The organism is Parapedobacter lycopersici (assembly GCF_024643285.1).
Lineage (GTDB): Bacteria > Bacteroidota > Bacteroidia > Sphingobacteriales > Sphingobacteriaceae > Parapedobacter > Parapedobacter lycopersici.
Genome location: NZ_JAMSLW010000001.1, coordinates 1 through 25754 on the forward strand (window position 1 = coordinate 1; position 25754 = coordinate 25754).

Sequence of the window (25754 nt, forward strand, 5' to 3'; positions counted from 1 at the left end):
CTCGGAGGAGGATATCGCACGGGCCCACCTGTACACCGGCCATGCACTGCTGCGGGCGGGTAATGCGGCGGAAGGGGCCAAGGAGATGAACCTGGCGGCCCTGAAGAGCCAGACGGTGGTGGGAGCGGAGGCGCAGTACTACGTTGCCCAGCTGCAATACGAGGCCAAGGAATATGACAAGGCGATTGAGAGTGCTTTTGATGTGATCAACAACAGGTCGTCATACGACTACTGGGTAGCCAGGAGTTTTATTGTGCTGGCCGACGGCTATGCACGTAAGGGCGATGACCTCCAGGCGAAGAGCACCCTGGAAAGTGTCATTGAAAACTATGGAAATGATGAAGACGGCGTAATCGTTTCGGCTAAGGAACGATTGAAGAAATTAACTAAATGAGTAACAGGAATTTAACTATGATATTGCGAAAATCGATGCGTACGGGGTATTTACTGGCTTTCTTTTGTTTGGGAGTATTTCGGGTCGGATTGGCCCAGGAGGAGCGGCCTGTCACGAGTGAGCGGCCTGCTACCATTGACTCTATTGATGTGGTACGCGATTACCGGCCGGTCCTGGCTGATGCGGTAAAGATCCGCCGCAGTCCGGATATGACCAACAAACGGCAATACCAGCCGGCGCTCACCTATAATATCCTGGATAATAAACTGGATATTACCTCAGGAACAAAACGCCTTACGGTGCAGGAAATGCCGTTTACAAACATCGAGGCGCGGACAAACAACTATGTGAAGATCGGCGCGGGCAACCTGGGCACGCTGCTCGGAGAGGTGTACCTGACCACCGACCGTTTTCCGGATGCCCGGATAGGGGGGTATCTGAAACACCTCAGCCAGAAAGGAAACCTGGAAGGACAGGCTTTTTCGCAGCAGCAGATCGGTGTTTTCGGCCGTAAGACATTGGTGCCGTTTACGCTGAATGGCGAACTCGGATTTAACCGTTATGGTACCCGCTTCTACGGTGTGGTGCAGGATGAGTTCGGCATGAACCTGAACCCTGATCCGCAACGGCAGGCTTTTAATGACATTTTTTTCAATGGGGAGCTGACCAGTAATTTTGAAGAAGACGATCCGGATGCGGTAAGCTATTCGGTGAAAGCGGATGCCTATGCGTATGGCGATGCCTTCAGTGCCCGCGAAAATTCCGTTGCCCTGAGCGGCTACTTCAATAAACGGGTCAGGGCATTTAATGTCGGGGCCAATGTGTCCGGCGACTTTACCGGTGTGAAAGGTACTGATTACCAGCTGGGCAACCACATCGCCCGGTTGAACCCCTATATCCGTTTTCAGGGGAATAACTATAACGTGACGTTAGGGGCTGCTTTTGTGGCGGAGTTCGGCGGCACATCGAGGACCAATATTTTCCCTTCTGCTGAAGTCGATTTTGCCGTGGTTCCGCAATATGCCCACCTGTTCGGTGGCATTAACGGCGATGTCAATAAAACAGCCTTCCGTGAGCTAAGCAGGGAAAACCCGTTTCTGGCACCTGATATTGCCATACGCAATTCAGTGGACCGCTTGCACATATTCGGTGGGATCAAAGGGAATGCGGGCGCAACCTTCGGATATAAAGTGCAGGCGTTCTACCGGCAGGTTGAGGGAATGCCTTTCTACCGGAATAACACGGATTCGCCCCACCTTTTTGATATCATCTACGAAAGCGGCGAGGACGCGAGCAAGATCATCGGACTGGAAGGTGAGATCAATGTACGGGTTTCGGAAACAGTAAGCTTGGGTGGAAAGGCCAACTTCAATGAGTTCGATCTGGCACAGGAGCAGGAAGCGTGGTTCACACCCAAAATGCGACTGTCTGCACATACGCGGATCAACATCAGTGACAAGCTGTATATCAATGGGGAACTGCTCTTCCAGGGGCTGACCTATGGATTTATCGGGGATGCCGCAATTGACCTGAGTGATTATAGCTGGACGGAAATTGCAACCGGTGGAAGAAAAGTGACCATTCCGTCGTTTGTGGATCTTAGTGCAGCTGCTGAATACCGTGCGACCGACCGGATCGGTGTGTATGTGCGGTTGAATAACCTGATGAGCACCACTTACGAACGTTATCTGTTTTACCCGCGATTGGGGCTGAATGTGATCGGTGGTGTTAATTTTTCATTTTGACCGATAAGGTTATAACTTTGCAGGGAGAAAGTTGAAAGGATGAATCTGGGACTGTGCATAGCGAATTTGTTGAGGCAATATCCGGAAGTAAATGTGCCGGGTATCGGCATCTTCCGGAAAATTTCCGTTCCGGCCTCGTTTGAAGCGGAGGCACAGGTTTTTTCCGCTCCCGGCACGCGTATTGAACTGATTGAAGGACAGGGGAGTGGACTGCTGTTGACGGATTACCTGCGTGCCCAGCAGCAGCTCAGCGAAGAGTCGGCGGGGCGTATGCTGGAAGAAATGGTCCAGGGGCTGATTGCCGCCGCACAGCGTAACGGCAAAGTGCTTCTCTCGGGCCTGGGTTATTTAGCCGCCGATGGCGCATCGCTGGTGTTTGAACAGCTGAGCCCGGCGGGCCTGACACGTCGGCCGGTAAAAGCCCGGCCTCCGGTAGCCCCGGCGGTCACGGAACTTCCTTCGGGTACAACAGTGGAAGAACCGGCACCATTTATTCCCGCAGACGCTGCGGATGAAGAGCCGGTAACGGAACTGGAAGCAGCAGTGCCGGATGAGGGTGAGGAGACATTGGAGGAGCGGTCGCGCCGCACGGGCTGGTGGATCGCTGCGGCGGTGGTGGTGGCATTGCTGGCGGGCGGTATATGGTTTTACCAGCCTGCATGGCTGACCGGCATACAGCAAACACCCGTTTCGGACCAAACCGATTCGGAACAGCCTGTTGCCGGACAGGCCGCACAATTGCCGCTGGATAGCGGGTTGACCGATTCAACAGGCCAGCCGGTTGCCATGGAAACTGCCGGTGGGCGTGATAGTGTTCCTGCTGCCGCAGCTGCTACGCCGGCGCCGGTAGAAGCCAGCAAGCCCGCGGTTACCTATGAAATTATCGTCGGTTCGTTTGCTACCATGCGGCAGGCCGATAAATACGTGAAAGAAATGAAGGCTAAGGGGTATGACCTAAAGGCAATTGAAAGCCGGATGCCGGGTAACCGGAAAAAGATCAGCTGGGGATCGTTCGCCACGGAAGAGGAAGCTTACCGGGAACTGGTTAGCGTGCAGAAGAATTTTGAGCCGGGAGCCTGGATTGCCAAGGTTGTCCATGATGGAACGGAATAAAACGCATTGATATTAAAACAACATAATACTTAAAAAAATTACACGATCAATTTATGTTACTATTACAACAAGACACCATTTACCCGCTGGATACGATGGCGGAAGCGGCACAGCAGACGGTAGAGCTCGCAAATGAGCAGGTAAGCCTTATCGGGCTTTTATTTAAGGCAGGCTGGATTATGATTCCGCTGGCATTGTTACTCTTTGCCACCCTCGTGATTTTTATTGAACGTTACCTGACGATAAAAAGAGCCGCTAAATATGATCCGAACCTGATGTCGCACATCAAACAGAGTGTGCTTTCCGGCCGGTTGGACTCTGCATTGTCCGTTTGCCGGTCGAGTAACAGTGCACTGGGCCGGATGCTGGAAAAGGGATTGCTGCGGATCGGACGCCCCATCAAGGACATTGAGGGTGCGATTGAAAATGTCGGTAAACTGGAGGTCGCCCGGCTGGAGAAGAACCTCAACCTGCTGAGCATTATTTCGACGATCGCGCCGATGCTGGGTTTCATCGGTACGATTTTCGGGGTGATTATCATCTTCCGCGATGTGGAAGCTGCGGGTGGGATTGATATTGCCAGTGTATCCGGCGGTCTGTATGTGAAAATGATTGCCTCGGCCTCTGGACTGACTATCGGTATTTTGGCCTTTGCAGGATATCACGTGCTGAATACGATGCTGGAGCGGCTGATTCTCCGGATGGAGACCGATGCCATTGAGTTTGTTGACCTGCTGGACGAGCCCGGTTCCTAATTGCTGCTGATACGATTGGAACCTGCCCGGCAGTACGCTGGAAAGGCGATGCAAGCGGCGGTTTCATAAGGCCATAAAAAGTATTTGACAAATGAATTTAAGAGCAAAACGAAATAATTCGGAGATCAGGGTTTTTACGGATTCCCTGAACGATATCATGTTTTTCCTGATGTTATTCTTCCTCCTGGCGTCTGCCGTAGCTAATCCCCAGGTGGTGAAGCTGCTGCTGCCACGATCAAGCGCGGGGGAGCAGTCGGTTGCCAAGAAAACGGTGACTGTCTCGGTAACACAGGACCTGAAATATTTCCTGGATAAGCAGGAAGTGCCGTATGAAAACCTGATGACAGCCCTGGAGGCCTACGTACAGCCCGGTGAGGAATTGACCATCATGCTATACGCGGACAGCACCGTGCCCATTCAGAACGTGATTTCGGTAATGGACGTTGCCAATAAGTTGAAAATCAGGTTGGTATTGGCCACCGAACCCATTAGGGAATAACGGTGACAGACCGGTTATGGAAACAGGCCGATGATTTCATCATAGTTAATAGATAAGGATCATAGCACTGCATTTAGTACCATGAGTTATCATACACAGGAAGAGAATAATTACCCGAAGGCCATGTGGATTTCGAGCGGGATTATGGGAGGGCTGCTTTTGGTCAGCTTTTTCATCATGATCGGCTCGGCGCTGCCGCAATTCGGGATGGGCGGTATCATTGTCAACTACGGCACATCCGATATCGGGATGGGCGACGATTACATGACCGTGGATGAAGCTTCCGCGGACCCCAACGCAAATGAGGTACGCCCCGACCGGATTGACCCGCAGGAAGCGGTTCAGCCGACACCATCACAGCAGATCACGGAAAGGAGCGTAGTCACCCAGGACCTGGAAGATGCGCCTGCCGTAGTGGCCAACGAAAGAAAGAAAGCCAATGCCGAAGAGGCTACGGTTGAAAAGGAAGACAGCAAACCGGCCATCAATCCGAATGCATTGTACCGGGGTGCGAAGAACAACTCCACAGGGAGGGGTGACGGCACAGGTACGGAAGCAGGTAACCAGGGAAGTAAGCTGGGCGATCCGCTGGCGGCTAATTACGGGGAAGGTGGTTCCGGTGACGGAAATATGGCGCTTTCGGTGACCAACAGGCGCTGGGAGGTTCGGCCGGCGATCGAAGATAACGGGCAGCAGGCCGGCGTCGTGGCCGTGGAGATCCACGTGGCTCCCGACGGACGGATTACCTATGCCCGGGCAGGCGTGCGCGGTACAACACTGCCCGACCGGTCACTCTGGGAGAAATGCGAACGCGCCCTGCGGGGTGCACGGCTTAACCGGCTGGAGCAGGCTCCCCAGGTGCAGAAAGCTGTCGTTCCCATTTACTTCAGGCTGAAATAATTATCACATTCCATACCACATGCTGTACGAGGAGGCAATCGATTATCTGTACACCAGATTGCCTATGTTTACCCGCGACGGGGCATCCGCTTTCAAAAAGGATCTTTCCAATAGCTTAAGGCTTTGCGCTGCGCTGGGCGATCCGCACCGGCAATTTAAGTCCATTCATATTGCAGGCACCAACGGTAAGGGGTCCACATCGCACATGCTGGCGGCTATACTGCAGCTGGCCGGCTACAAAACCGGCCTGTATACTTCGCCGCACCTGGTGGATTTCCGCGAACGTATCCGGATTAACGGCGTGCCCATCCCCAAGCAGGAAGTTGCTGGCTTTGTTGACCGCAGCCGATCGCTTGTGGAGGAAATACAACCTTCTTTTTTTGAACTCACCATGGTCATGGCCTTTGCCTACTTCGCTAGGGAGAACGTGGATATTGCCGTGGTGGAAACCGGTCTGGGCGGACGCCTCGACTCGACCAACATCATCATCCCCCTGTTTTCGGTAATTACCAATATCGGTTACGATCACATGGCGATGCTGGGCAATACGCTGCCTGAAATCGCAGCGGAGAAGGCGGGAATTATCAAACCGGAAGTTCCGGTAATCGTGGGCGAGCGGCAGGAGGAGGTGAGCGGCGTGTTCGACCGGGCAGCTGCCGAACGGCAGAGTGTGTTGACCTATGCTGCGGAACAGTGGCAGCCGGTTTCGCAGCAGCGCGGGGAAGCGTATCAGGAAATAGAAGTGGTGCACCGAAACGACGGCGAGCACTTTCGTTATGCGCTGGACCTGATGGGCAGTTACCAGGCCCGCAACCTGCCTGGCGTGCTGCAGGCGGTTACGGAGCTGCGCAGGCAGGGGTATGCCATTGCCGAACCGGATGTTTCAGCGGCGCTGAAGCAGGTACAGCAGCTTACCGGACTTCGTGGCCGGTGGGAGACCTTGTCGACCCGGCCGCTGGTCATCTGTGATACGGGACATAACGAAGACGGATGGCGGGAGGTGCTGGCCAACATCCGGGCGACCCCGCATGCGGCGCTTCACCTGGTGATCGGTGTGATGCGCGATAAAGACCTGAGCCATATGCTTCCGCTGCTCCCCGCGCACGGCCGTTATTATTTTTGCCAGGTGGATATGCCACGGGCGCTCCCCGCTGTGGAACTGCTGGAACAGGCGCAGGGTTATGGATTGTCGGGAAGTGCATTCCCGGGCGTAATGCCGGCGTTGCAGGCCGCAAAAACACAGGCACAGGAAGCCGACCTGATTTTCGTTGGCGGAAGTACGTTTGTAGTAGCTGACCTGCTGGCTTCCCATGACACCGGGGCCGACGGTAACTAAAGTGATACCGGTTAATCCTGCACGGTCAGTTCGCCCCTGATATTCTTTTCCGCCCAATAGGCGACATCGCTTTGCTTGTCAAATTCGCCCTGCAAATACATCAGTTTGGTAACAGCAGCCTCAAAAGTCATGTCATACCCATTCAGTACACCCATTTCCTTGAGCCACTTGCTGGTTTCGTAACGGCCAAGCTCTACGCTGCCCACTTTACACTGTGAAATATTGAGTATATTCTTGCCGTTCCGTATGGTCTGCCGGAGCATGTCGAGAAACCAGCTGTCGGTGGTGGTGTTTCCCGATCCGAATGTTTCCATAATGACCGAACGGGCATCCGATTCCAGTACGGCGCGGACGACCTGCTTGCTGATTCCCGGGTATAGCTTCAATACCGAAACGGCATCGTCAAGCCGGGTATGGAGCTGGAAATCCATGCCACTGTTGTTTAGCAGCGCATCATTGTTGTATTTTAGGTAAACACCGGCTTCCACAAGTACGGGATAATTAGGCGAACGGAACGCCTCAAATTTAGCCGAGTTATACTTGAACGAACGGTTGCCCCGGAATAATTTATTATCGAAGAAAATACACACTTCATGAATGAGTGATTTCCCTCTTTTTTTGGCGGAAGCAAGCTCCAGTGCAGTGATCAGGTTTTCCCGGGCATCTGTCCGTATTTCACCGATCGGCAACTGTGAACCCGACAGGATTACGGGTTTCTGGAGACCATCCAGTATAAAACTCAGGGCCGAAGCGGAAAAGGCCATGGTATCCGAGCCGTGGAGGATGACAAAACCATCGTAGTCGTCGTAATTATCCTTGATCAGACTCGCCATTTCCAGCCAGATGGCGGGTGTCATATTGGACGAATCGATGATTGGCGTGAAGGAGTGTACGCGGAGGTTGTAATTAAGCCGGGCAAGCTCCGGAATGTTTTTGGCAATAAGGTCGAAATCAAAGGGGATGAACGTACCGGTCTGTTCATCCCTGACCATGCCAATGGTACCTCCGGTATAGATTACAAAGACATTATTCATCAGTTTGGCTGCTAGGGTATGGTTTGGTAAGCTGCATATTATATCCTGAAAATCCGTTTAGCGTTTTCGGTTGTTGCGTTGGCAACCGCTGCCAGGGGAATTCCCTGCAAATCTGCGATTTTTTGTGCAATATGCAAGAGGTAACTGCTTTCGTTGCGTTTTCCCCGATGCGGCACAGGGGCCAGGTAGGGAGCGTCGGTCTCCAGTACCAGGTGGCGGAGATCCAGCTGGCTGACCACCTGATCAAGGCCTGCGTTTTTATACGTTACCACCCCGCCGATCCCCAAATGGAGGCCGAGGGCAATCGTGCGTTCCGCCTGTTGCAGCGTACCGGTAAAGCAATGGAGCACGCCGGTGAGGCGGCCGTCCTGCTGCTCATCCAATAGCTGGAAAAGCTCATCGAACGCATTCCGGCAATGGATGGATACGGGCAGTCCGAGCGCTTTGGCCCAGTCGGTCTGTATCCGGAATGCTTCCTGCTGCTGGGGCAGGGTGGTTTTATCCCAATGCAGGTCGATGCCGATTTCACCGATAGCATACACCTTATTTTCGGCAATGGCCCGTTCAACGACGGCCAGCTCGTCGAGATAATCTGCCCGTACCTCACAGGGATGAAGTCCCATCATGGGATAACAATTGGCGGGGTAATCCGCCGCCATGCCCAGCACCTTAGGAATGGATGCACGGTCGACATTCGGTAACAGCAGCTGCTGTATACCATGGTCGAAGCAACGCTGCATCTGGATGTCCAGCTCGGCATCGCCGTACAGGTAATAGGCATGGGTGTGGGTGTCGATCAATACGGTTTCCTGTGTCATTATTAAAAATCATGTATCCCGCGGCGGATAGCCGCCGGATTGACTAATGGATAACTGCAAAGGTATTAAAAAGAAACGCCCCGGTAATAATCGGGGCGTTTCGCGGTATTTTAGTTTGCTGTGCTGTCCGGTGCAGCCGGTTTCAGTACATCGACCAGCTCGATGTCAAAGACCAGGGGAGCAAACGGCGGAATAGTCCCGCGCATGTCTCCGCGTTCACCGTATCCCAGTTCGGACGGAATGATCAATTTTGCCTTGCTGCCTTTTGGCAACAGCAGTAACCCTTCATCCCAGCCCGGAATTACCTGCCGCACGCCAATGGCAAATTTGGCGGGCTCATAAGGGCGCATGGGATTGAAAATGTTGTTCTTTTCGGCTATTTCCTTCACGGATGTGTCGAACACGTCGCCACTGGTAAGTGCACCGGTGTAATTAACCTGTACGGTATCGCCGGGCGTGGGCTTTTCGCCGGTACCTTCCTCAACGATTACGTATTGCAGGCCGGATGCAGTCTTCAATGGCTCCAGGTTGTTGTCTGCAATGTATTTGCTGATTTTTCCCGCTTCGGCCTGTTTCAGCTTTTCGATTTCAGCTTCGAAATAAGTGTTTACTTCGGCATACAGTGCGCTGTCGGTAAGCTCACCCTTTTTAAAATGCCTGTTCACCTTTACATTGAAGATAATGTATTTGTCAGCGAAATCAGGTTTGGGCTGCATGGTTTTGGCAGCCATGGTATCCAGGTCGAGCTTAAAGACGGCACTATCGCCTTCGCCGAGCAGTTTAAACATGGAGTTGTAGTCGCCGGCATAAAGGCCCGGAACACTGTCAGGTGCAATATTGATGATCTGTGGAAGACCAATTTTATAGGTGCTGGAGAGCAGCGAGTCCCGGTCGGTCTTCACTGTCATGGCGATCGATAGGAGGTCACCGGCCTGCGCTTTTGCCTGTCCGTTGTCTTTAACAATCTGGTATTGCAACCCGCCTTCGCCTGTCTTGAATTGCTGGCAGGCACCCATCAAAACCGCCGCCGCAAGTCCTAAAATTAAAATTGATTTCTTCATTTTTTTTGATTTGTTATTGTTTTAATAGTTCGTTATATGCAGGTAATATTGATTTGAATTTTTCCACGACTTTATCCAGCGGTTCGTTGGAATTGCCTCCAGCGGCATTCCGGTGCCCCCCGCCATTGAAATACTTTTTGCCGATTTCATTGCAGGGGAATGTACCGACCGACCGGAGCGATAGTTTTACCTGATCAGTACGGTCAATGATCAGCGCAGCAAGTTTAATGCCGCTGATCGAAAGGGCATAATTTACGAGGCCCTCGGTGTCGCCTGTGGTGATATGGAAACGGTTCAGGTCGTGGCGCGAGATGCTGAACAGGGCGGTATGGTATTCCGGAAGCACTTCAAGCCGGTTCAGCAGACAGAAACCCAGAAATTTGAGCCGGTTTTCCGATGAGCTGTTGTATACGAATTCCTGTATCTCCCAGTTTCTGGCACCCCGCCGGATAAGGTCAGCTGCAATTAGGTGGACTTCGGGGGTGGTCGTCTGGAAGCGGAAAGATCCGGTGTCTGTCATCAGTCCGGTATAAAGGCAGGTGGCTATTTCGGTGGTGATAGCCGAATGGTCGTCCATGACATTCACCAGAAAATCATAAACCAACTGGGCAGAAGCCGCCGCATGGCTATCCCAATGTTGGAAAACATCGAACCCTTCGGGTTCCAGGTGATGGTCGATCATCACTTTGGCAGCAGGTGCGTTCCGTACTGCATTTTCCATGGCATGGATGCGGGAAAGGTTGTTGAAGTCCAGGCACCATATCATTTCAGCGTTGGCAATCAGCATGTCGTTTGCCTGGATATCCGCAGTATAGATCCTGATCTCTTCCCTGGCAGGCATCCAATCGAAAAATGCAGGGAAATCGGAGGGAACAATGAGGTGCACGGTATGTCCCTTTGCCTTCAGCCAAAGGTAGATGGCCAGCGAAGAACCCAGTGCATCGCCATCTGGTTTATGGTGCGTAGTAACGACAATATGCTTAGGTGCAGCAAGTTGGTGCTTAAGGACTTCCTGTGTCAACATTCAGATGTTAAAAGAGTGCAAACCTACTATAAAAAATCCGATTACCGAATTTTTTATACAGGTAAAACGGAAAAATTAACCGGTTGCGTGTACTGGACTTTTTTGCCCCGTAAATCCCCCGATACCGGGGGTCGGTACCGGTATTCCGGCAAGGAAGCGGGTATGCGATGGACCGGTTTCCGTGAGTGGCGGATATAAAAGACATCCCGCCGAACGGATGTCAGTAATCATAGTGTTCTATGGAAGCAATCCGGTTGCCCGCTTCGGTGAATACCAACACCGGCCGGTAGCTGTCAGCTTCTTCTTCCGTGACATTGCAGAAGCTGAGAATATGGACGGTATCGCCGACTTTAGCGTGCAATGCGGCACCGCCATTCATGCACACCTCACCGCTTCCACGTTTGCCGGGCAATACGTACGTCATGATCCGGCTGCCGTTCACGGCATTATTGACATAAACCTGCTCGTATTTTTTTATCTGCGCAGCGTCCAGCAAATCAGCATCAATAGTGATGGATCCATTGTATTCAACATTTGCCTCGGTCACTTTTACCGTATGGATTTTTGATTTTAAGATGTTGATTTCCATTGTTGTTGTATGTAAGTATATTCGCTTTTTTTGTTCGTATTTCAGCTGTTCACCGGCACCGGTATGGCGCTCAGGGCAATTTTTAGCTGCCCTTGGCGGATCGTGTATTGTTGATGTTGGAAATGATACGTAAAATGATACGGAGCCTGAAGGTCCACAGCCTGTGCCGCGGCGCACTTCACCCGGTATTCTTCCCTGCCGTGGCTGGCGTATTTCACCACGTGGTACGTGTTGGTATTCGCACACCCTTCAAGCGAAAACCAGGCCCCCTCGCCGATGCCTCCCAGCCACTGTGCGGATTCGGGTAACTCATCCGGCCGGTCGGGCTCGGCAATATTACCGGGCTTCCGGTCGCAGGGCAGCAAGCGTGCCTTGCTCGACGAAAGATTGTGCAGCAGCAGGTCTGCCTGAAACCGGAGCGATTGCCAGCGGTTTATTTTACGTGCGGTGATTGAACCGCGGTAATAACAATAAACAGTTCTGTCGGGTACGGCGTTTATCACGTTGCTCATGGGACTTGGTTTGCCGCTTTCGGGAAAAACAAGCGGTCTTCTTGCCGGATGCCCCACGGGCATTCCAGCAAGAAGGGTCTGTGCCACAAAGCGGGAACAGCTGTTATTGCCCTTTGCAATCGCGCCGTATTTTATGGGACCCTGGCTGACGAGTCGGTCGGCGAAGGCCGTAGCCCGGTGATAGGAAATGCCGTTCGCTATGGAAAAGAACATTCTGCCACCGCCATGGGTTGCCGGTTCCAGCAGGTGCAGTTCGTCGACGATAGCCTGTATGTTGCTGATACCACCCTTTTCCGTGACGATGGCACGGGTGTGCAGCAAGAGCCGGGGATCGGAATTGACCGAGCGTGCCCGGCCGTAACCACGGGGGGTAATGTAACGGCCGAAATCGTAATAGGCCAGCTCACCACTCCGCTTCACCAGGATAATGGCGGCATGCCCTACCTTGAAGTTTAAATTCTTAACAACACCCAATGATTTCAATATGGCCATCCATCGCTCATCTCCCCGTGCCGTAACGTCGGGCCATGCGATTACCAATGCCAGATCAAGGCTTTCGTCCAAATAACCCTCCTTTACCTGCTGTTTTTATGTTTCTCTCCATAGTTGACCGGCCGTTTGACCAAAACGATAGCACAGCAGTGCTATCCGAATTTTTTAAGTCTTGTGAACAAAACGACCTTTGCTGTTGCTGTCATGCCGCATGTGATCTATTAGAACCTTCAAAGAATATGCCGAAAGCACCTTATCCTTCCCAGCATGCCGGACTGGATAAGTCAGGTCGAGGTTGAGCGGTTCCATTGATACACATGGGTGTCATGTCATAACAGGGGATGAAATAACAGGCTAAATCTGTAAAGAATTGGGAATGTCGGGGCAGTGGGTGTGCCATGACAACATTGATACAAACCCATTAACGAAATTTATCGGTCGGCCGGTTTAAATATGTCTGGAAAAATTACGACTTTTACAGGCATTGCATTGAACCTAGATACAATAGAGCAATAAACGATTATACAGATGAGACCTGCATAATTTCCGTAATAACAAATTATGAGTAATTTATGCCGGCTTCTTTGCCGTTGACAAACAAATTATGCTAATGAAAAACTCGTTCCGGATTTTACAGGTAAAAACTAAATCGATTTTATGGTTTTCCATGCTGGCTATTTTTATGATGGCGGCTGTTTCGTGCAATAAGCGAAGCGGGAAACCCAGGTTGCTGGTATTTAGCAAGACCGCGGGGTTTTACCATGAGTCCATTGTGGAGGGACGGGAAGCACTGATGCAACTGGCGGCTGCGAATGGTTATGAAGTGGATACGACATCCGATGCCTCTTGGTTTCAGGAGGACAGCCTGGCGCGGTATTCGGCCGTTGTTTTCCTGAATACGACGGGTGATATACTTAATCACTACCAGGAAGTTGCCTTTGAACGGTATATCCAGGCGGGCGGAGGCTATGTGGGCATCCACGCTGCTTCGGACACGGAGTACGACTGGGGTTGGTACGGCCGCCTGGTTGGGGCCTATTTTGATAGCCACCCGGTACCGCAGGACGCAGCATTCCAGGTCATTGACGCCAATCATCCGGCCACGGATTCACTGCCGGCCACATTCACGTACCACGATGAGTGGTATAATTTTAAGAAACTTTCCCCGGATATACATGTGTTGATTACCATTGATGAGAAAAGTTACGAAGGAGGGAAGAACGGTACGGATCATCCGATTGCATGGTACCATGACTACGACGGTGGCCGCGCATTTTATACCGGGTTCGGCCATTCAGCAGCAGCTTTTCAGGATCCATTGATTGCAAGGCATATACTGGGAGGGATCCGATATGCGATTGGGGATAACAGGAAGCTGAATTACAACCGGGCAAAGAGCCTGCCGGTCCCCGAACGGCAGCGTTTCGTGAAAACCCAATTGCAGCTTGGCGGCCTTTTTGAACCGACCGAAATGGCGATATTACCCAATACCGACATCCTGGTTGCGCAGCGACGCGGTGAACTGATGCGTTACAGCCAGGAAACACAGGCGTTGAAACAGGTAGGTTTTCTCGATGTGTACCATCGTACTGAAGTACCCAATGTAAATGCTGAAGAAGGGTTTCTGGGGCTGGCCATTGACCCGGATTTTGAGACCAATAATTATATCTATGCATTTTACAGCCCAACCGATACTTCGGTAAACCGGCTATCGCGGTTTGTTTATGCCAACGATACCCTGGATAAAAGCAGCGAGAAAATCATTCTCCAGTTTTACTCGCAGCGCAACATCTGCTGCCATACGGGCGGATCGGTTGCCTTTGGCGGCGACGGACTGCTATACCTGTCGACCGGCGATAACTCCACGCCATTTGACCAGCCAAACCAGCGTTTCCAGAACCATGGGTTTGCACCGCTGGACGGACGGCAGGGCTTTGAGCAATATGATGCCCGCCGCAGTTCGGGCAACAGCAACGATCTTCGGGGTAAAATCCTTCGCATTAAGGTATTGCCGGACGGCACCTATGAGATTCCCAAAGGCAATCTGTTTGCCGAAGGACAGGAAAAAACCCGTCCGGAAATTTACGTAATGGGCAACCGTAACCCATATCGCATCGCGATCGATCAGAAGACAAATTTCCTCTACTGGGGCGAAGTGGGGCCCGATGCCAATCACGATAGCCTCGCTACCCGGGGACCGCGCGGATACGACGAAGTGAACCAGGCACGGGAAGCAGGTTTCTTCGGCTGGCCGCTTTTTGTTGGCAATAATTACCCTTACCGGGAATATAATTATACAACCGGGCAATCGGGAGCTGCTTTCGACCCGGCAAAACCGGAAAATAATTCGCCGAATAACACGGGTTTGCAGCACCTGCCGCCGGCGCATCCGGCATTTATCTGGTATCCCTATGCTGCTTCACCTGACTTCCCACAGGTTGGCACCGGCGGACGTAACGCCATGGCAGGGCCGGTATACTACCGGGACTTCTTTCCGCAGGCAACACGCTATCCGGAATATTACGAAGGTAAGCTGTTTATCTACGATTGGATACGCGGATGGATCCGGGCGGTTACCCTGCTTCCCAATGGTGATTTTGACAAGATGGAACCGTTCATGGAGGGACAGAAGTTCAACAATCCCATTGATATGGAAGTGGGTAAGGATGGCCGGCTTTATGTGCTGGAATACGGTACCGGATGGTTTACGAAGAATGAGGATGCTGGGATTGCACGCATTGATTACCTGCCGGGTAACCTGGCTCCGCAGGTCGGCGCCATTGAAGTGGAGCAGGTTAATGGTGGTGTGCCGTTCACGGTACAGGCGAAAGTAGCTGCTACCGATTACGAGGGCGATCCATTGACTTATACCTGGAAGATAGGGGAAGTAACCCAGCAGACCAAGGAACCGGTGCTTAACTACACGCTGGACAAGGTAGGTGAATATGCCGTCAGTGTTACGGTTGAAGATCCTTCTGGAGCGCGGACATCCAGCGCACCTGTAGCGGTATATGCCGGAAACGACAATCCTGTTATTGAGGTTGTGCTGACCAATACATCCGGCCTTTATACGCCGGGTGAATCAATCGGCTACGAAGTAAAGGTAGCTGATGACGACAGGCCCATTGACCCCGCAAACCTGGTCGTGTCCGTGGACTACATTAAGGGCACTGATCTGGCCGGCGCTTCGCTGGGACACCAGCAGGTATCTGAACTGGTACTTGGGCGAAGCCTGATGCTGGCCTCCGATTGCCAGTCGTGCCACAAGATTGACGGGCCCAGTGTGGGACCGTCCTATACCCAGGTGGCGGCCAAGTACCGGAAGCAAAACGACGCGGCAGCTTACCTTACCGGGAAAGTATTGCAGGGAGGCAGCGGTGTATGGGGCGAAGTGGCCATGCCAGCCCATCCCGGAATGAAGGAATCCGAGGCCCGGCAGATTATCCAATGGGTACTTTCGTTGGGAGATAGCCAGCAGGCGAAACATAAATCGCTGCCAGCCAAGGGTACGATCGTGGTCCGTCCACCCGCTGGAAGCGACAGTACGACGGTGATGCGGATTACCGCACAGTATACCAATACCCCGGGAGCAGGCATCCGGCCGCTGTCGGGTGTAAAAACAGTTGATTTACGGCCAAAAAAGTGATCGGTGGCCAGTTTTGGTTTTAGTGGTCAGTGATGACTACTGGTGAAGGGTGAACAGTGGTCTGTGATTGGTAATCGGTAGTCTGTGACTGATGAACGGCGGTTAGTGATTGATGGAGGTGATAAGTGGTTCGTAAGACCCCCTCGTTCCGCGTAAAAGTCGCCTTAGCCAGTCGCGGCTTGCAGGTTGACGCACTACCGTGGTAGCGACTGGGTACAGCGACGAGTTTTTGCTTACTTTTTTGCGGAAAAAAAGTAAGATCTAAAACGGATAAGCATACAATTTGCGGTCGCCCTTATCAACCAGCAGGTAAGAACGGCCGGCATCCTGCAATGTCCCGAAATAAAACGGGGACAGGCCTGTTATCGGAAAACCCGGTACGAGCGTGCCGTCTTCGTTGAACACATACAGCAGCTGGTTGGCCGATGTGGCCACACCAACCCGGTACTTGCCGGCAGCGGCTGGGAAAAAGATCGGTCGGTTTTCGATGTCCTGGCCGAAATCATACTGGTAAACGAGATTGTCGCCCGTATTATCGTATATCGAAAGTTCCCCACGGTCTGTAAATACCAATTCGGGAACAGTGTCTCCGGCGATGTTTATGGCGTCAAAATAATGATTCGCACTTCTGTTTCCGGTCGTATCGACTGATTGCCGGTTTTCGAAGTAGAAGCGTTTTAATACACCCGCTGTGTCGCTGGTGATTACATACGACGAGGCGACTGCTTCCGGGCTGGACTGCAATGCGATGGGATTACGGAAAACGGTATGACCGTCACCTTCGTTCCGGTGGATCAACTGGCCATTGTAATTAAAAAAATAGACATTCCCTGCATCTGTAGCGGCAACAACATAATGAATATCCTGCAACGTTGCCTGTTTCAGTCCATACTGAATATCGCCCTTAAGCATCTGGTTTGTCCAACCGGATAACGTCTTCCCTTTTGCATCATAGGCCAAAATGCGGTTGCCTGCGGGTACAAACAGCCGGAGGTCGCCGTCGTTTTCATATGCGATGGCACCGTACGATGCACGATGGGGGAGTTCCAGCGAAAAGCCCGGCAGCGGATCACCGTGAACATCAAAGCGGTAAAGCCGTTCTGCGGTCGTGAGCAGTATGCTGCTGTCGGCAAGTTGAAGGATATCGCCCAATACCGGTCCGGGCAGCTGGGCATTCCACAACTGTTTTCCCGAAGTCGAAAGCGCATATAAAATATCACTGGATGCCTGTGCGAGGATAAACCGGCTGGTATCATCGTACTGAAAGACCATGGGCGGTGCGACGAGCCTGCCCCCCAGGTCAAACGTCCATTCGGGGGTAACACCGGGTGCCTCATCGTCGATATACCGGGCGTAAAAATTACTGAAAAAGCGGCCCGAAGCACCCGAAAGCTGGAATGACCAGGCGTAAAACCCAGGGTAGCCAAAATCATCTGCTGCGGTGTAAGCCGCCCGGAAAGCAGGCTTCAGGCGCTGTGCGATTGCATTTGCTGCATTTTCGTTGTGAACAAATACAGACACATTTGCTTTATTGGCCTGAAGCCGGTCAAAATTAAGGTATCCCGGTGTGGAGGCCAAGGTTCGTCCATCTGCATTGTCTGCCGCAAAACGCCGTAACGTACTGGTGTTGTTGGCAAAGACAAAATAATTACCGGTTAATAAGAAATAGGGGCGGGTAAATGACCGTAGCGGATCGCCAAAGCTGTAATAGAGCAGATTGGAATGGTTAAGCCGGTACATGTTTTCGGGGTAATCCGTACTGATCTGCTGGATTACCCGGGCAAAGCCAAGGGAATCCTTGACTTCGATAATGCCCAGTGTTTCGCGGTTGGCCAGTTCAATTACGGCGAACTCATTTCCCCATAGGGGTAGCAGGTCATCGGCAATGGAGACCTTGGACCGCTCCTGGATTAACCGGTGTTGTTCGCTCATTTGGGCCATTTCGCCGCGACTGTCCAATAGGTCGGCAATGCCCTGGTGCAGGGCAGGGAAATCGGACACGCCAAACAACAGGTAAGTGGCTGCGTCTGTAGGGACCACATTTTTCAGTAGCTGTTCCACGGGTTGCTGTCTGCTGTACAGCGCCAGGTAATTGGTGGTGGTATCCAGTGAACTGGTGCCGCTGAACATCAACGCATTACTGTTGAAATTCATTTTTAGCATCGACTGACCCGCTGTTTCAGCGAGTAGCTGGATGAAGTCGCCGGGGGCGCGTTGCATCAGGGTACCTGCCAGGCTGTAGAGCCTGCGATGATTGAGATACAGCGTCATTGGTGTGTTTTTGTTGTCCTCGCTCCGAAACTGCTCAATGGCCTGCATGGAAAGCTTGGGTTGACCCTTATCCATGGCACGCGCCACAAGGGTGTCAGCAAAACTGGCAAGGATGACGCCATCGCGCTGGCCGACGAACAGCGGTCGCGAGAGGTTTCGGGATGCGATGCGGAAGCGTTCTTGTCCGGTGCCTGCCCATGTCAGGTGAAAACTGGTGTCCATGGCGCTGATTTCGTCGAACAGGGTGGCAGTAGGGTGATCGGCATCCATTGGCACAGCCATCAGGTAATCGATCCGTGATTTTTCAGGATGGAATGAAAGTACAATTTCCTGTCCGCCCGTAGCGGAAATTACAGGCCCCTGTTTCAGTATGTTTGAGCGCAGCAGCTTCAAATCGCGGAACTGGGTGTCGCCGAGAATCGCTTCGAACAGTTTATAACCGGCAAAGATACGATCCGATGTCTCATCGTTACGGAACGATACCAGTAAGGCCGCATCTTCGGGAATGTGGGTAAATGGCTTTCGCCTGGATTGCCTGTCGCCATTTAAGTCCCTGAAATAAAATACAGAAGCAATAATCACCGCAAGGAACAATACCGACGTGATGATAATGGTCGTTTTCATCAACAACAAACCTAACATAAAAAGTACCGAATTAGAAATTTTCACAAAGTTTATTCGCATCTTTGTTACGCAGCGGAAGACACATGGTTCCGCTGGACCGGCATTGCATATCAGGCTATTTTTAGCTATGTTTGGCGGACAGTTGTACCGTTAACCGCATAAAACGTTTATGTACTAATGAACAAACGTATTATACTCACGGCCGCTTTTTTTGGTCTTTCTGCTGTGGTATTGGGTGCCTTTGGCGCACATGGTTTGGAAAATAAAGTCAGTGAAGATCACCTGGAAACCTGGGAAACGGCGGTGGATTATCAGTTTTACCATACCGTGGCACTCTTGTTTCTGGCTACTTTTTCGCGCGCAAAAAATTCATTTATCAAGCTTTCCTATATTTCCTTTACTTTGGGGATTCTGCTTTTTTCGGGGTCATTATACCTGTTAAGCACTTATTCACTGACAAATTTCGGGAAGCCGGCGATACTGGGTCCCATAACGCCTTTGGGTGGGCTCTGCTTCATTGTCGGCTGGGCCGGCCTGTTCATAGCCACTATTAAAAACAAGGGGTAAGGCTGCTGGCTTTCGGCACGGCCGCCCGTTAATCTTTTACAATTCCATGCTTGAATTTACCGAAGGTAATCCGGATGCACGCGTTACCTTGTTTGTCGAGGTTGTCCTTCCTTTGGCTATTTCGAAATTGTATACTTATCGGGTTCCCGGCGGATGGAACGACCGGGTGGCTGCCGGTAAGCGTGTGATTGTCCAATTTGGAAAAAACAAGGTCTACGCTGCCGTGGTTTACCGGGTTAGCGACCGCTCCCCCGAGCGATACGAAGCTAAGTATATCCTGGATGTGCTGGATGATTTTCCCATTGTCGGAGCGCGGCAGTTACAGCTGTGGGACTGGATGGCCGCCTATTACATGTGCACACTGGGAGAAGTGATGCAAGCGGCACTGCCTGCCGCACTGAAACTGGCCAGTGAGACGAAGATCGTTGCCGCTGCCGGGGAACATGTGGACCGGTCGACCCTGAGTGATAAGGAATACCTCATCATGGATGCGCTGGATATTGCGCTGGAGCTGAAAGTTAGCGACGTGATCAAGCTATTGGGGCAGAAGACCGTTTTCCCTATCCTTAAACAGCTTTTCGATAAACAGTTTATCCTGATTTCGGAAGAAATAGCGGTAAAGTATAAGCCCAAAATGAAGGTATTTGTTACCCTTGATGAGGCATATACTGATGAAACGGGCCGTAAAATGCTGCTCGATGCCCTCCATAAAGCCCCGAAACAGCAGGATGCCGTGCTGGCTTACCTCCAGCTGAGCCGCTCAAATCCCGAGGTGGCCAAATCGGATCTGATGGAAGCAAGCGGCTGCAGTGCCGCTACCATTGCCGCGTTGGCGGAAAAGGAGATTTTCCGGCTGCATGAGCGGGCGGTTAGCCGGTTGGGGGAGACTGATGTTCCCGTTTCACCGGTGTTCACGCTGAGCGATGTGCAGACCAGGGCACTTGCGGAGATTGAAGCCTGCTTTCTGGAAAAGGAAGTAACGCTGCTGCACGGCGTAACGGCATCGGGGAAAACCCAGCTGTATATCCGCCTGATTGAAGCAGCCCTGGAAGCCGGGAAACAGGTGCTTTACCTATTGCCGGAGATTGCGCTTACCGCACAGATTACCGAGCGGCTGCGAATGCATTTCGGCGATCGTCTGGGTGTTTATCACTCGCGGTTTAATGACAATGAGCGGGCGGAGGTATGGCATAAGGTGCTGAAAGGCGACTACCGGGTAGTAGTGGGTGCACGGTCCGCGATTTTTCTGCCGTTGCAGCAACTTGGACTGGTTATCGTCGATGAAGAACATGAAACTTCTTATAAGCAATTCGACCCTGCACCCCGGTATCACGCCCGCGACACCGCCATTTATCTGGCGCATCTCCATGGCGCCAGGGTACTCCTGGGATCGGCCACACCGTCGGTGGAAAGCTATTACAATGCGAAGGCGGGAAAGTATGGATTGGTTAAGCTTGATCAGCGCTATGGGGACGCGCGGCTGCCAAGGATTACAACATTGAGCATCGCCGAGGAAGCCCGTAAAGAAAATATGTTTTCCTATTTCAGCGGCCAGCTGCTTGAGGAAATGAAACGGGCTATCGATAACCAGCAACAGGTGATCCTTTTCCAGAACAGACGAGGCCATACGCCGGTATCCCAATGCAGTACCTGCGGGTATATTGCCAAATGTATCCATTGCGACGTAAGCTTGACTTATCACAGAAGCAGCGGCAAGCTGCACTGTCATTATTGCGGGTTTTCGGAAGAGCCGGTTCAGGTGTGTACTGCCTGTGGCTCAACCAATATTACCAGCAAGGGTTTCGGTACCGAACGAGTGGAAGAAGAGCTGGGTATGCTGCTTCCCCATGCCCGTATCGGACGCCTCGACCTGGATTCGACACGGGGCAAGCATGGTTTTGAGCGGGTGCTTGGTGCGTTTGACGAGCATCGTTACGATATCCTGGTCGGTACGCAGATGGTGGCCAAGGGGCTCGATTTCGGAAAAGTAAGCGTAATTGGGATCATCAACGCCGATGGACTAATCAACTACCCTGATTTCCGGGCATATGAGCGGGCGTTTTCCCTATTGGCCCAGGTAAGTGGCCGTGCCGGCAGACGGAACGATAGCGGGCATGTCATTATCCAGACGTATACGCCCACGCACCGCGTTATCCAGCAGGTTGTTGCACACGATTATGCGGGAATGTTTATGGCCGAGGTGACCGAGCGAAAGAATTATGCATACCCGCCGTTTTTCCGGCTGGTGAAAATTGATGTCAAACACCGGGAACAGCAGCAGGCGCAGGAAGCGGCCCTTCGGCTTGCTGCGGCATTAAGACAGGAGCTGGGGCACCGGGTGTTGGGACCGGAAGTACCGGTTGTTGGTCGCATCCGTAACCAGTATATTTACAGTATTTTGCTGAAAGTGGAGCGTACGGGTGCCAGCATTGCCAAGGTGAAACACCTGCTTTCGGCCATTCTGGTGGAGTTTAATGCACAGAAGATAAATAAGGGGATACGCCTGCAGGTGGATGTGGATCCTTATTGATTGATAAGGCCAAAGCTGTACTGCAGGGATACCGAAGCCAACGGAGCGAAGAAATACTCCCACTTATAGCGTCGGCTTTGTGTTGGCGGACCAACACGTGTTTCTTCGGCGTATGCGTTCAGCTTCTGGTAAGAGTAAGCAATGTTAAAGTTTGCTTCCGCACCAATGGCTATCCTAGGGATCAGGTACAGTTTAAAGCCGATAAACGGGGAAAACAGTGCAGCGTTTTTAGTATCTTCATTAAATACCTGCTCGGCCGACGTGTAATTGATGCTGCTTCCCCGGAATTTCTGGGCCATAAACCCGATATCGGCTCCGAAATAGGGCTGGAGGCGCGAATAGTTAATACTTTTTTCCATACCTACTTTTATGGTGGTGTTCTGCAGGCGTCCGCTCGCCCGTGCACATCCTTTGCACTCATTCTCAAAAGCGATATCCCGGTCAAAGTAGTTTCCCTGGAGACGGTATCCAATCTGATTGTCATTATATTTGAAAAGGATGCCGTTAAAGTAGGATGACAGGAAAGGTAATTCAGCCTGGTTCAGCAGTTGTGGAAACTGCTCATAGCCATATGTCCGTACGGCGACCGTGTACCAGTAGTCGATGTTAAAATTATTCTTCTTTGTTTTCGGGACATGCGGAGTAGGATAGGTTACCGTATCGATACGGACGACCTGCGCCCAGGCGCCGGAAATACCCGTGCATAATGCAAAAAATAGAAGAATACCTTTCATCTGCTAAGAATTACAGTCCCAATCCAATAAAATAAACTTTAAGGCCGCTATGTATTAGCGAATTAGCGCAATGATACTAAAAAATTGCAATATCTGCTTATTTTTGAAGCATAATGGCGTATAAGTTTATCGATAATTATCGTGAGCGGGGTGCCCGCAAACAATTGGTCGCACTGCTGAAACAGCGGGGCATCGCAGATACCAGGGTGCTTGAGGCAATCGGAAAAGTGCCGAGGCATTTTTTCTTCGACGAAACTTTCTGGAACCAGGCGTACAAGGATATTGCTTTCCCGATCGGCGATGGACAGACCATATCGCAACCCTATACCGTGGCCTATCAGACAGAACTGTTGCATATTGCATCGGGAGACCGGGTGCTGGAGATTGGAACAGGATCCGGTTATCAGACTTGTATACTGATGGAGTTGGGGGCCGATGTATATACCATTGAACGCCAGCGCAGCTTATATGACCGGACCATTCAGGTGCTTCCTTATATGGGATACCGACCCCATTTTTTCTTTGGCGATGGATCAAAGGGGATTCCGGAACATGCGCCTTATGATAAAATACTGGTAACCGCCGGTGCCCCGCTGGTACCGGAGGTCATGCTAACGCAGCTTAAAATCGGAGGCGTATTGGTGATTCCGGTGGGTAACGAAAAGGAACAGAAAATGCTGACCGTTATCCGGGTCGGAGAACGCGACTATGAACGGATCGAGCTGGACACCTTTCGGTTTGTGCCATTGGTGGGCGACCAGGCCTGGTGATTTAGATGAAGTTATGGTAATGCCAAAAAGCCAATCTCATGCGTATGGAAAATCTGGAATGTTATAAACACCATATTGCCTCGGCTGACGAAGCGCTTAACCGGGTACGCAGGTCCATAAATGCCCATGCGCTGCTTCGCCTCGGTACCATTATTGGCGGGTGTGCCGCATTGTTTGCCGCTGTGCGGGCAGAACAACTCTGGTTGTTCCTTGTCGCTTTCTTTGCCATACTCCTGCTTTTTTTCTGGCTGGTCTGGCGGCAGAGCAGGTTGGAAAAGGAAAGGAATGAACTACTGGACTGGCGTACAGTTAACCAGAACGAACTGGATGTGGCAGACGGTCGCCCCAACCGGTATCCTGACGGCACGGTATTTAAGGAAAAAAAGCACCCCTATAGCGACGATTTAGATCTATTCGGACCTTATTCGCTGTTTGCCCAAATAAATCGGAGCGCTACTGCGGAAGGGAACAGGTTTCTGGCATCGTGGCTTACCGCGCCTGCTGATGCACCACAGATTAAGAATCGGCAACAGGCGATCCGCGAATTGGCGGACGACCTGGACTGGTGCCAGGGGTTTCAGGTTAAATTATTGTTTAACCTCGCTGAACAGCGTGATTTTAAAGCCCAGTTTGCCGGCTACCTGAAACAGGAGGGGTTGTCATTTGGCAATCGATTGCTTCGTGCCTATGTGCGACTGGCTCCCTGGCTCATGGCACTGCTTATCGGATTGGCCTTTGTTGTTCCGGTATTTCGCAGCATTGCGGTATTTCTAGCGCTCGCCCACCTGCTCTGGACGATCGGTTATGCGGCAAGAGTAAACCGCATAGCGGGGAAAATGGGGCGTGCAGGTCAGGTACTTGCTGCTTTTGCAGCTGCGATTAAGCGCATTGAAAACAGGGATTGGCAAAGTCCGCTTAATGAAAAGCTATCCCGGGAATTAACATTTGAAAACAAATCAGCTTCCGGGGCCCTGGATGCCTTGGCCGGGATCCTTGATCGGCTGGATTACCGACTGAACATGCTGGTGGGTGCGGTGCTTAATATGAGCATGCTCTGGGATTTTAAACAGGTATTTGCCGTGCTCGATTGGCGCCGTCAATACGGTACGGAGGTTCTTGACGCTTTTGATGTGGTACACGAGTTTGAAGGGTTGGTAAGCCTGGCGGTGTTTTCACACAATCATCCCCAATGGTGCTTTCCCGTTGTTGTCGATAGCCCGTCGCCCGTGATTGAAGCCGTTGGCCTTTCGCATCCATTGATACCCGAAGCTACGGCAGTTGCGAACGACTACCGGATGGAAAATCACCGGATCGCACTGATCACCGGATCCAATATGGCGGGGAAAAGTACATTTCTGCGTACGGTAGGAAGCAATGCTGTGCTGGCTTTTTGCGGCGCTCCCGTCAACGCCACGGAGATGCGTATTTCGGTCTTCCGCCTCGTTACGTATATGCGCATTGCCGATTCGCTGAATGAAAGTACTTCGACGTTCCGGGCGGAGCTTAACCGGATACAGATGGTGCTGCAAACGGTTAAAGAACAACCGGATACGGTCTTCCTGATCGATGAAATGCTCCGGGGAACAAACTCAGCTGATAAGTACCGGGGGTCGAAGGCGATTATTGAGCAGCTGATAGCCGACGGCGGGGTGGGGATGGTGGCTACGCACGACCTCCAGTTGGCGAAATTGGCTGAAGAATATCCGGGTATCGTCGAAAACTACCATTTTGATATCCAGGTCAGTGAAGGGGACATGCTGTTCGACTATAAACTGAAGACAGGGGAGTGCACCATTTTCAACGCCTCAATGTTGCTGCGGAATATCGGTATTATCATCAAATAGGATGGAAGGGCGCAGCGCCCTTACCGTTTCAGTACCCGTGCGAGTTCGCGCTTGGTATCGCGCTCCTTGATGGTCTCTCGCTTGTCAAAATCCTTTTTCCCCTGAGCCAGCGCAATTTCAATTTTGGCGAAGCCACGGTTACTAATGAACATGCGCAACGGAATGATGGTAAAACCGCGCTCCTCGCTTTTGGTTTTCAGCTTTTTGAGCTCCTTCTTGGTCAGCAGCAGTTGCCGGTCGCGCTTTGCTTCGTGATTATAGAATGAGCCGTGGGAATACTCGGCAATGTGCATGTTGCGGATGTAAAGGCCGTCATCAAAGAAGGAGCAGAAGGAATCGTTAATATTGGCCTTTCCCTCCCTTATGGATTTGATTTCTGTACCCAAAAGGCGTATGCCGGCTACATAGGTATCCAGTATATGGAATTCAAAATATGCCTTCTTATTTTTGATGTTGATGTCTGAAGATAGTGCCATGGTGTTGCTAACAGGTAAAC

Annotated in this window: 21 protein-coding genes; 12 read left to right on the top strand and 9 right to left on the bottom strand. The window is 51.7% G+C overall.

The genetic code is table 11. The features are described 5' to 3' along the window. The 7 genes from NEV57_RS00005 to NEV57_RS00035 all read left to right on the top strand — a co-directional run. The coding region (locus NEV57_RS00005; protein ID WP_257656232.1) for a tetratricopeptide repeat protein at positions 1-394 on the top strand (394 nt) is incomplete at its 5' end. A gap of 17 nt (positions 395-411) precedes the next feature. Continuing rightward, positions 412-2139 (top strand): TonB-dependent receptor, encoded by a 1728-nt coding sequence (locus tag NEV57_RS00010; protein ID WP_257656233.1) that lies wholly within the window; start codon positions 412-414, stop codon positions 2137-2139. A 39-nt stretch (positions 2140-2178) separates the two neighbouring features. After that, positions 2179-3252: an SPOR domain-containing protein gene (locus tag NEV57_RS00015; protein WP_257656234.1), complete on the top strand. Its 1074-nt coding sequence runs from the start codon at positions 2179-2181 to the stop codon at positions 3250-3252. 53 nt (positions 3253-3305) lie between these two features. Then, entirely contained in the window at positions 3306-4007 is a 702-nt protein-coding gene (locus tag NEV57_RS00020) for a MotA/TolQ/ExbB proton channel family protein (RefSeq protein ID WP_257656235.1), read from the top strand. Between the two features lie 91 nt (positions 4008-4098). Further along, a complete protein-coding gene (locus NEV57_RS00025; protein ID WP_257656236.1) occupies positions 4099-4506 on the top strand; it encodes an ExbD/TolR family protein in 408 nt (135 codons plus the stop codon). An 81-nt stretch (positions 4507-4587) separates the two neighbouring features. Continuing rightward, positions 4588-5406 carry an energy transducer TonB gene (locus NEV57_RS00030; protein ID WP_257656237.1) on the top strand — a complete coding sequence of 273 codons (819 nt, stop codon included), beginning with the start codon at positions 4588-4590 and terminating at the stop codon, positions 5404-5406. Between the two features lie 19 nt (positions 5407-5425). Continuing rightward, positions 5426-6742, top strand: a complete 1317-nt coding sequence (locus tag NEV57_RS00035; protein WP_257656238.1) for a bifunctional folylpolyglutamate synthase/dihydrofolate synthase — start codon at positions 5426-5428, stop codon at positions 6740-6742. A gap of 11 nt (positions 6743-6753) precedes the next feature. On the opposite strand, the gene NEV57_RS00040 is transcribed toward NEV57_RS00035, so the two are convergent. The 6 genes from NEV57_RS00040 to NEV57_RS00065 all read right to left on the bottom strand — a co-directional run bounded on the left by NEV57_RS00040 (position 6754) and on the right by NEV57_RS00065 (position 12344). After that, positions 6754-7776: an asparaginase gene (locus tag NEV57_RS00040; protein WP_257656239.1), complete on the bottom strand. Its 1023-nt coding sequence runs from the start codon at positions 7774-7776 to the stop codon at positions 6754-6756. Positions 7777-7814: 38 nt separating this feature from the next. After that, positions 7815-8594, bottom strand: a complete 780-nt coding sequence (locus tag NEV57_RS00045) for a TatD family hydrolase (protein WP_257656240.1) — start codon at positions 8592-8594, stop codon at positions 7815-7817. 110 nt (positions 8595-8704) lie between these two features. Then, a complete protein-coding gene (locus tag NEV57_RS00050) occupies positions 8705-9655 on the bottom strand; it encodes an FKBP-type peptidyl-prolyl cis-trans isomerase (RefSeq protein ID WP_257656241.1) in 951 nt (316 codons plus the stop codon). A gap of 13 nt (positions 9656-9668) precedes the next feature. Continuing rightward, a complete protein-coding gene (locus tag NEV57_RS00055; RefSeq protein WP_257656242.1) occupies positions 9669-10679 on the bottom strand; it encodes a DHH family phosphoesterase in 1011 nt (336 codons plus the stop codon). 220 nt (positions 10680-10899) lie between these two features. Continuing rightward, positions 10900-11268: an aspartate 1-decarboxylase gene (panD, locus tag NEV57_RS00060; protein WP_257656243.1), complete on the bottom strand. Its 369-nt coding sequence runs from the start codon at positions 11266-11268 to the stop codon at positions 10900-10902. Positions 11269-11309: 41 nt separating this feature from the next. Then, a complete protein-coding gene (locus NEV57_RS00065) occupies positions 11310-12344 on the bottom strand; it encodes a DUF6695 family protein (RefSeq protein WP_257656244.1) in 1035 nt (344 codons plus the stop codon). A gap of 538 nt (positions 12345-12882) precedes the next feature. Between NEV57_RS00065 and NEV57_RS00070 the strand changes: the two genes are divergently transcribed. Continuing rightward, complete coding sequence (locus NEV57_RS00070; RefSeq protein WP_257656245.1) at positions 12883-15918, top strand: ThuA domain-containing protein; 3036 nt, start codon at positions 12883-12885, stop codon at positions 15916-15918. A 261-nt stretch (positions 15919-16179) separates the two neighbouring features. Here the strand turns inward: NEV57_RS00070 and NEV57_RS00075 are convergent, their stop codons facing one another. Then, a complete protein-coding gene (locus NEV57_RS00075) occupies positions 16180-18813 on the bottom strand; it encodes a PQQ-binding-like beta-propeller repeat protein (protein WP_257656246.1) in 2634 nt (877 codons plus the stop codon). A gap of 177 nt (positions 18814-18990) precedes the next feature. Here NEV57_RS00075 and NEV57_RS00080 point away from each other — a divergent pair, with 177 nt between their 5' ends. Both NEV57_RS00080 and priA read left to right on the top strand, forming a co-directional pair. Next, entirely contained in the window at positions 18991-19380 is a 390-nt protein-coding gene (locus tag NEV57_RS00080; protein ID WP_257656247.1) for a DUF423 domain-containing protein, read from the top strand. A 46-nt stretch (positions 19381-19426) separates the two neighbouring features. Further along, positions 19427-21910, top strand: a complete 2484-nt coding sequence (gene priA, locus NEV57_RS00085) for a replication restart helicase PriA (protein ID WP_257656248.1) — start codon at positions 19427-19429, stop codon at positions 21908-21910. On the opposite strand, the gene NEV57_RS00090 is transcribed toward priA, so the two are convergent. Further along, entirely contained in the window at positions 21904-22644 is a 741-nt protein-coding gene (locus tag NEV57_RS00090) for a hypothetical protein (RefSeq protein WP_257656249.1), read from the bottom strand. The two genes, priA and NEV57_RS00090, sit on opposite strands and share 7 nt — an antisense overlap. 113 nt (positions 22645-22757) lie before the next feature. Here NEV57_RS00090 and NEV57_RS00095 point away from each other — a divergent pair, with 113 nt between their 5' ends. Together NEV57_RS00095 and NEV57_RS00100 are read left to right on the top strand one after the other, a co-directional pair. Then, positions 22758-23414: a protein-L-isoaspartate(D-aspartate) O-methyltransferase gene (locus tag NEV57_RS00095; RefSeq protein WP_257656250.1), complete on the top strand. Its 657-nt coding sequence runs from the start codon at positions 22758-22760 to the stop codon at positions 23412-23414. A 44-nt stretch (positions 23415-23458) separates the two neighbouring features. Then, complete coding sequence (locus NEV57_RS00100; protein ID WP_257656251.1) at positions 23459-25258, top strand: MutS-related protein; 1800 nt, start codon at positions 23459-23461, stop codon at positions 25256-25258. Positions 25259-25278: 20 nt separating this feature from the next. Here the strand turns inward: NEV57_RS00100 and smpB are convergent, their stop codons facing one another. Next, positions 25279-25734, bottom strand: a complete 456-nt coding sequence (gene smpB / locus NEV57_RS00105) for an SsrA-binding protein SmpB (protein ID WP_257656252.1) — start codon at positions 25732-25734, stop codon at positions 25279-25281. Between the last annotated feature and the right edge of the window lie 20 nt (positions 25735-25754).

Bases quoted from the DNA above. Each gene is read 5' to 3' on its own strand.
- NEV57_RS00070 (WP_257656245.1), top strand. From the start codon at position 12,883: ATGAAAAACTCGTTCCGGATTTTACAGGTAAAAACTAAATCGATTTTA.
- NEV57_RS00020 (WP_257656235.1), top strand. From the start codon at position 3,306: ATGTTACTATTACAACAAGACACCATTTACCCGCTGGATACGATGGCG.
- NEV57_RS00040 (WP_257656239.1), bottom strand. From the start codon at position 7,776: ATGAATAATGTCTTTGTAATCTATACCGGAGGTACCATTGGCATGGTC.
- NEV57_RS00050 (WP_257656241.1), bottom strand. From the start codon at position 9,655: ATGAAGAAATCAATTTTAATTTTAGGACTTGCGGCGGCGGTTTTGATG.
- priA (WP_257656248.1), top strand. From the start codon at position 19,427: ATGCTTGAATTTACCGAAGGTAATCCGGATGCACGCGTTACCTTGTTT.
- NEV57_RS00075 (WP_257656246.1), bottom strand. From the start codon at position 18,813: ATGAAAACGACCATTATCATCACGTCGGTATTGTTCCTTGCGGTGATT.
- NEV57_RS00095 (WP_257656250.1), top strand. From the start codon at position 22,758: ATGGCGTATAAGTTTATCGATAATTATCGTGAGCGGGGTGCCCGCAAA.
- NEV57_RS00055 (WP_257656242.1), bottom strand. From the start codon at position 10,679: ATGTTGACACAGGAAGTCCTTAAGCACCAACTTGCTGCACCTAAGCAT.
- NEV57_RS00015 (WP_257656234.1), top strand. From the start codon at position 2,179: ATGAATCTGGGACTGTGCATAGCGAATTTGTTGAGGCAATATCCGGAA.
- NEV57_RS00045 (WP_257656240.1), bottom strand. From the start codon at position 8,594: ATGACACAGGAAACCGTATTGATCGACACCCACACCCATGCCTATTAC.
- NEV57_RS00030 (WP_257656237.1), top strand. From the start codon at position 4,588: ATGAGTTATCATACACAGGAAGAGAATAATTACCCGAAGGCCATGTGG.
- NEV57_RS00025 (WP_257656236.1), top strand. From the start codon at position 4,099: ATGAATTTAAGAGCAAAACGAAATAATTCGGAGATCAGGGTTTTTACG.
- panD (WP_257656243.1), bottom strand. From the start codon at position 11,268: ATGGAAATCAACATCTTAAAATCAAAAATCCATACGGTAAAAGTGACC.
- smpB (WP_257656252.1), bottom strand. From the start codon at position 25,734: ATGGCACTATCTTCAGACATCAACATCAAAAATAAGAAGGCATATTTT.
- NEV57_RS00090 (WP_257656249.1), bottom strand. From the start codon at position 22,644: ATGAAAGGTATTCTTCTATTTTTTGCATTATGCACGGGTATTTCCGGC.
- NEV57_RS00035 (WP_257656238.1), top strand. From the start codon at position 5,426: ATGCTGTACGAGGAGGCAATCGATTATCTGTACACCAGATTGCCTATG.
- NEV57_RS00080 (WP_257656247.1), top strand. From the start codon at position 18,991: ATGAACAAACGTATTATACTCACGGCCGCTTTTTTTGGTCTTTCTGCT.
- NEV57_RS00100 (WP_257656251.1), top strand. From the start codon at position 23,459: ATGGAAAATCTGGAATGTTATAAACACCATATTGCCTCGGCTGACGAA.
- NEV57_RS00010 (WP_257656233.1), top strand. From the start codon at position 412: ATGATATTGCGAAAATCGATGCGTACGGGGTATTTACTGGCTTTCTTT.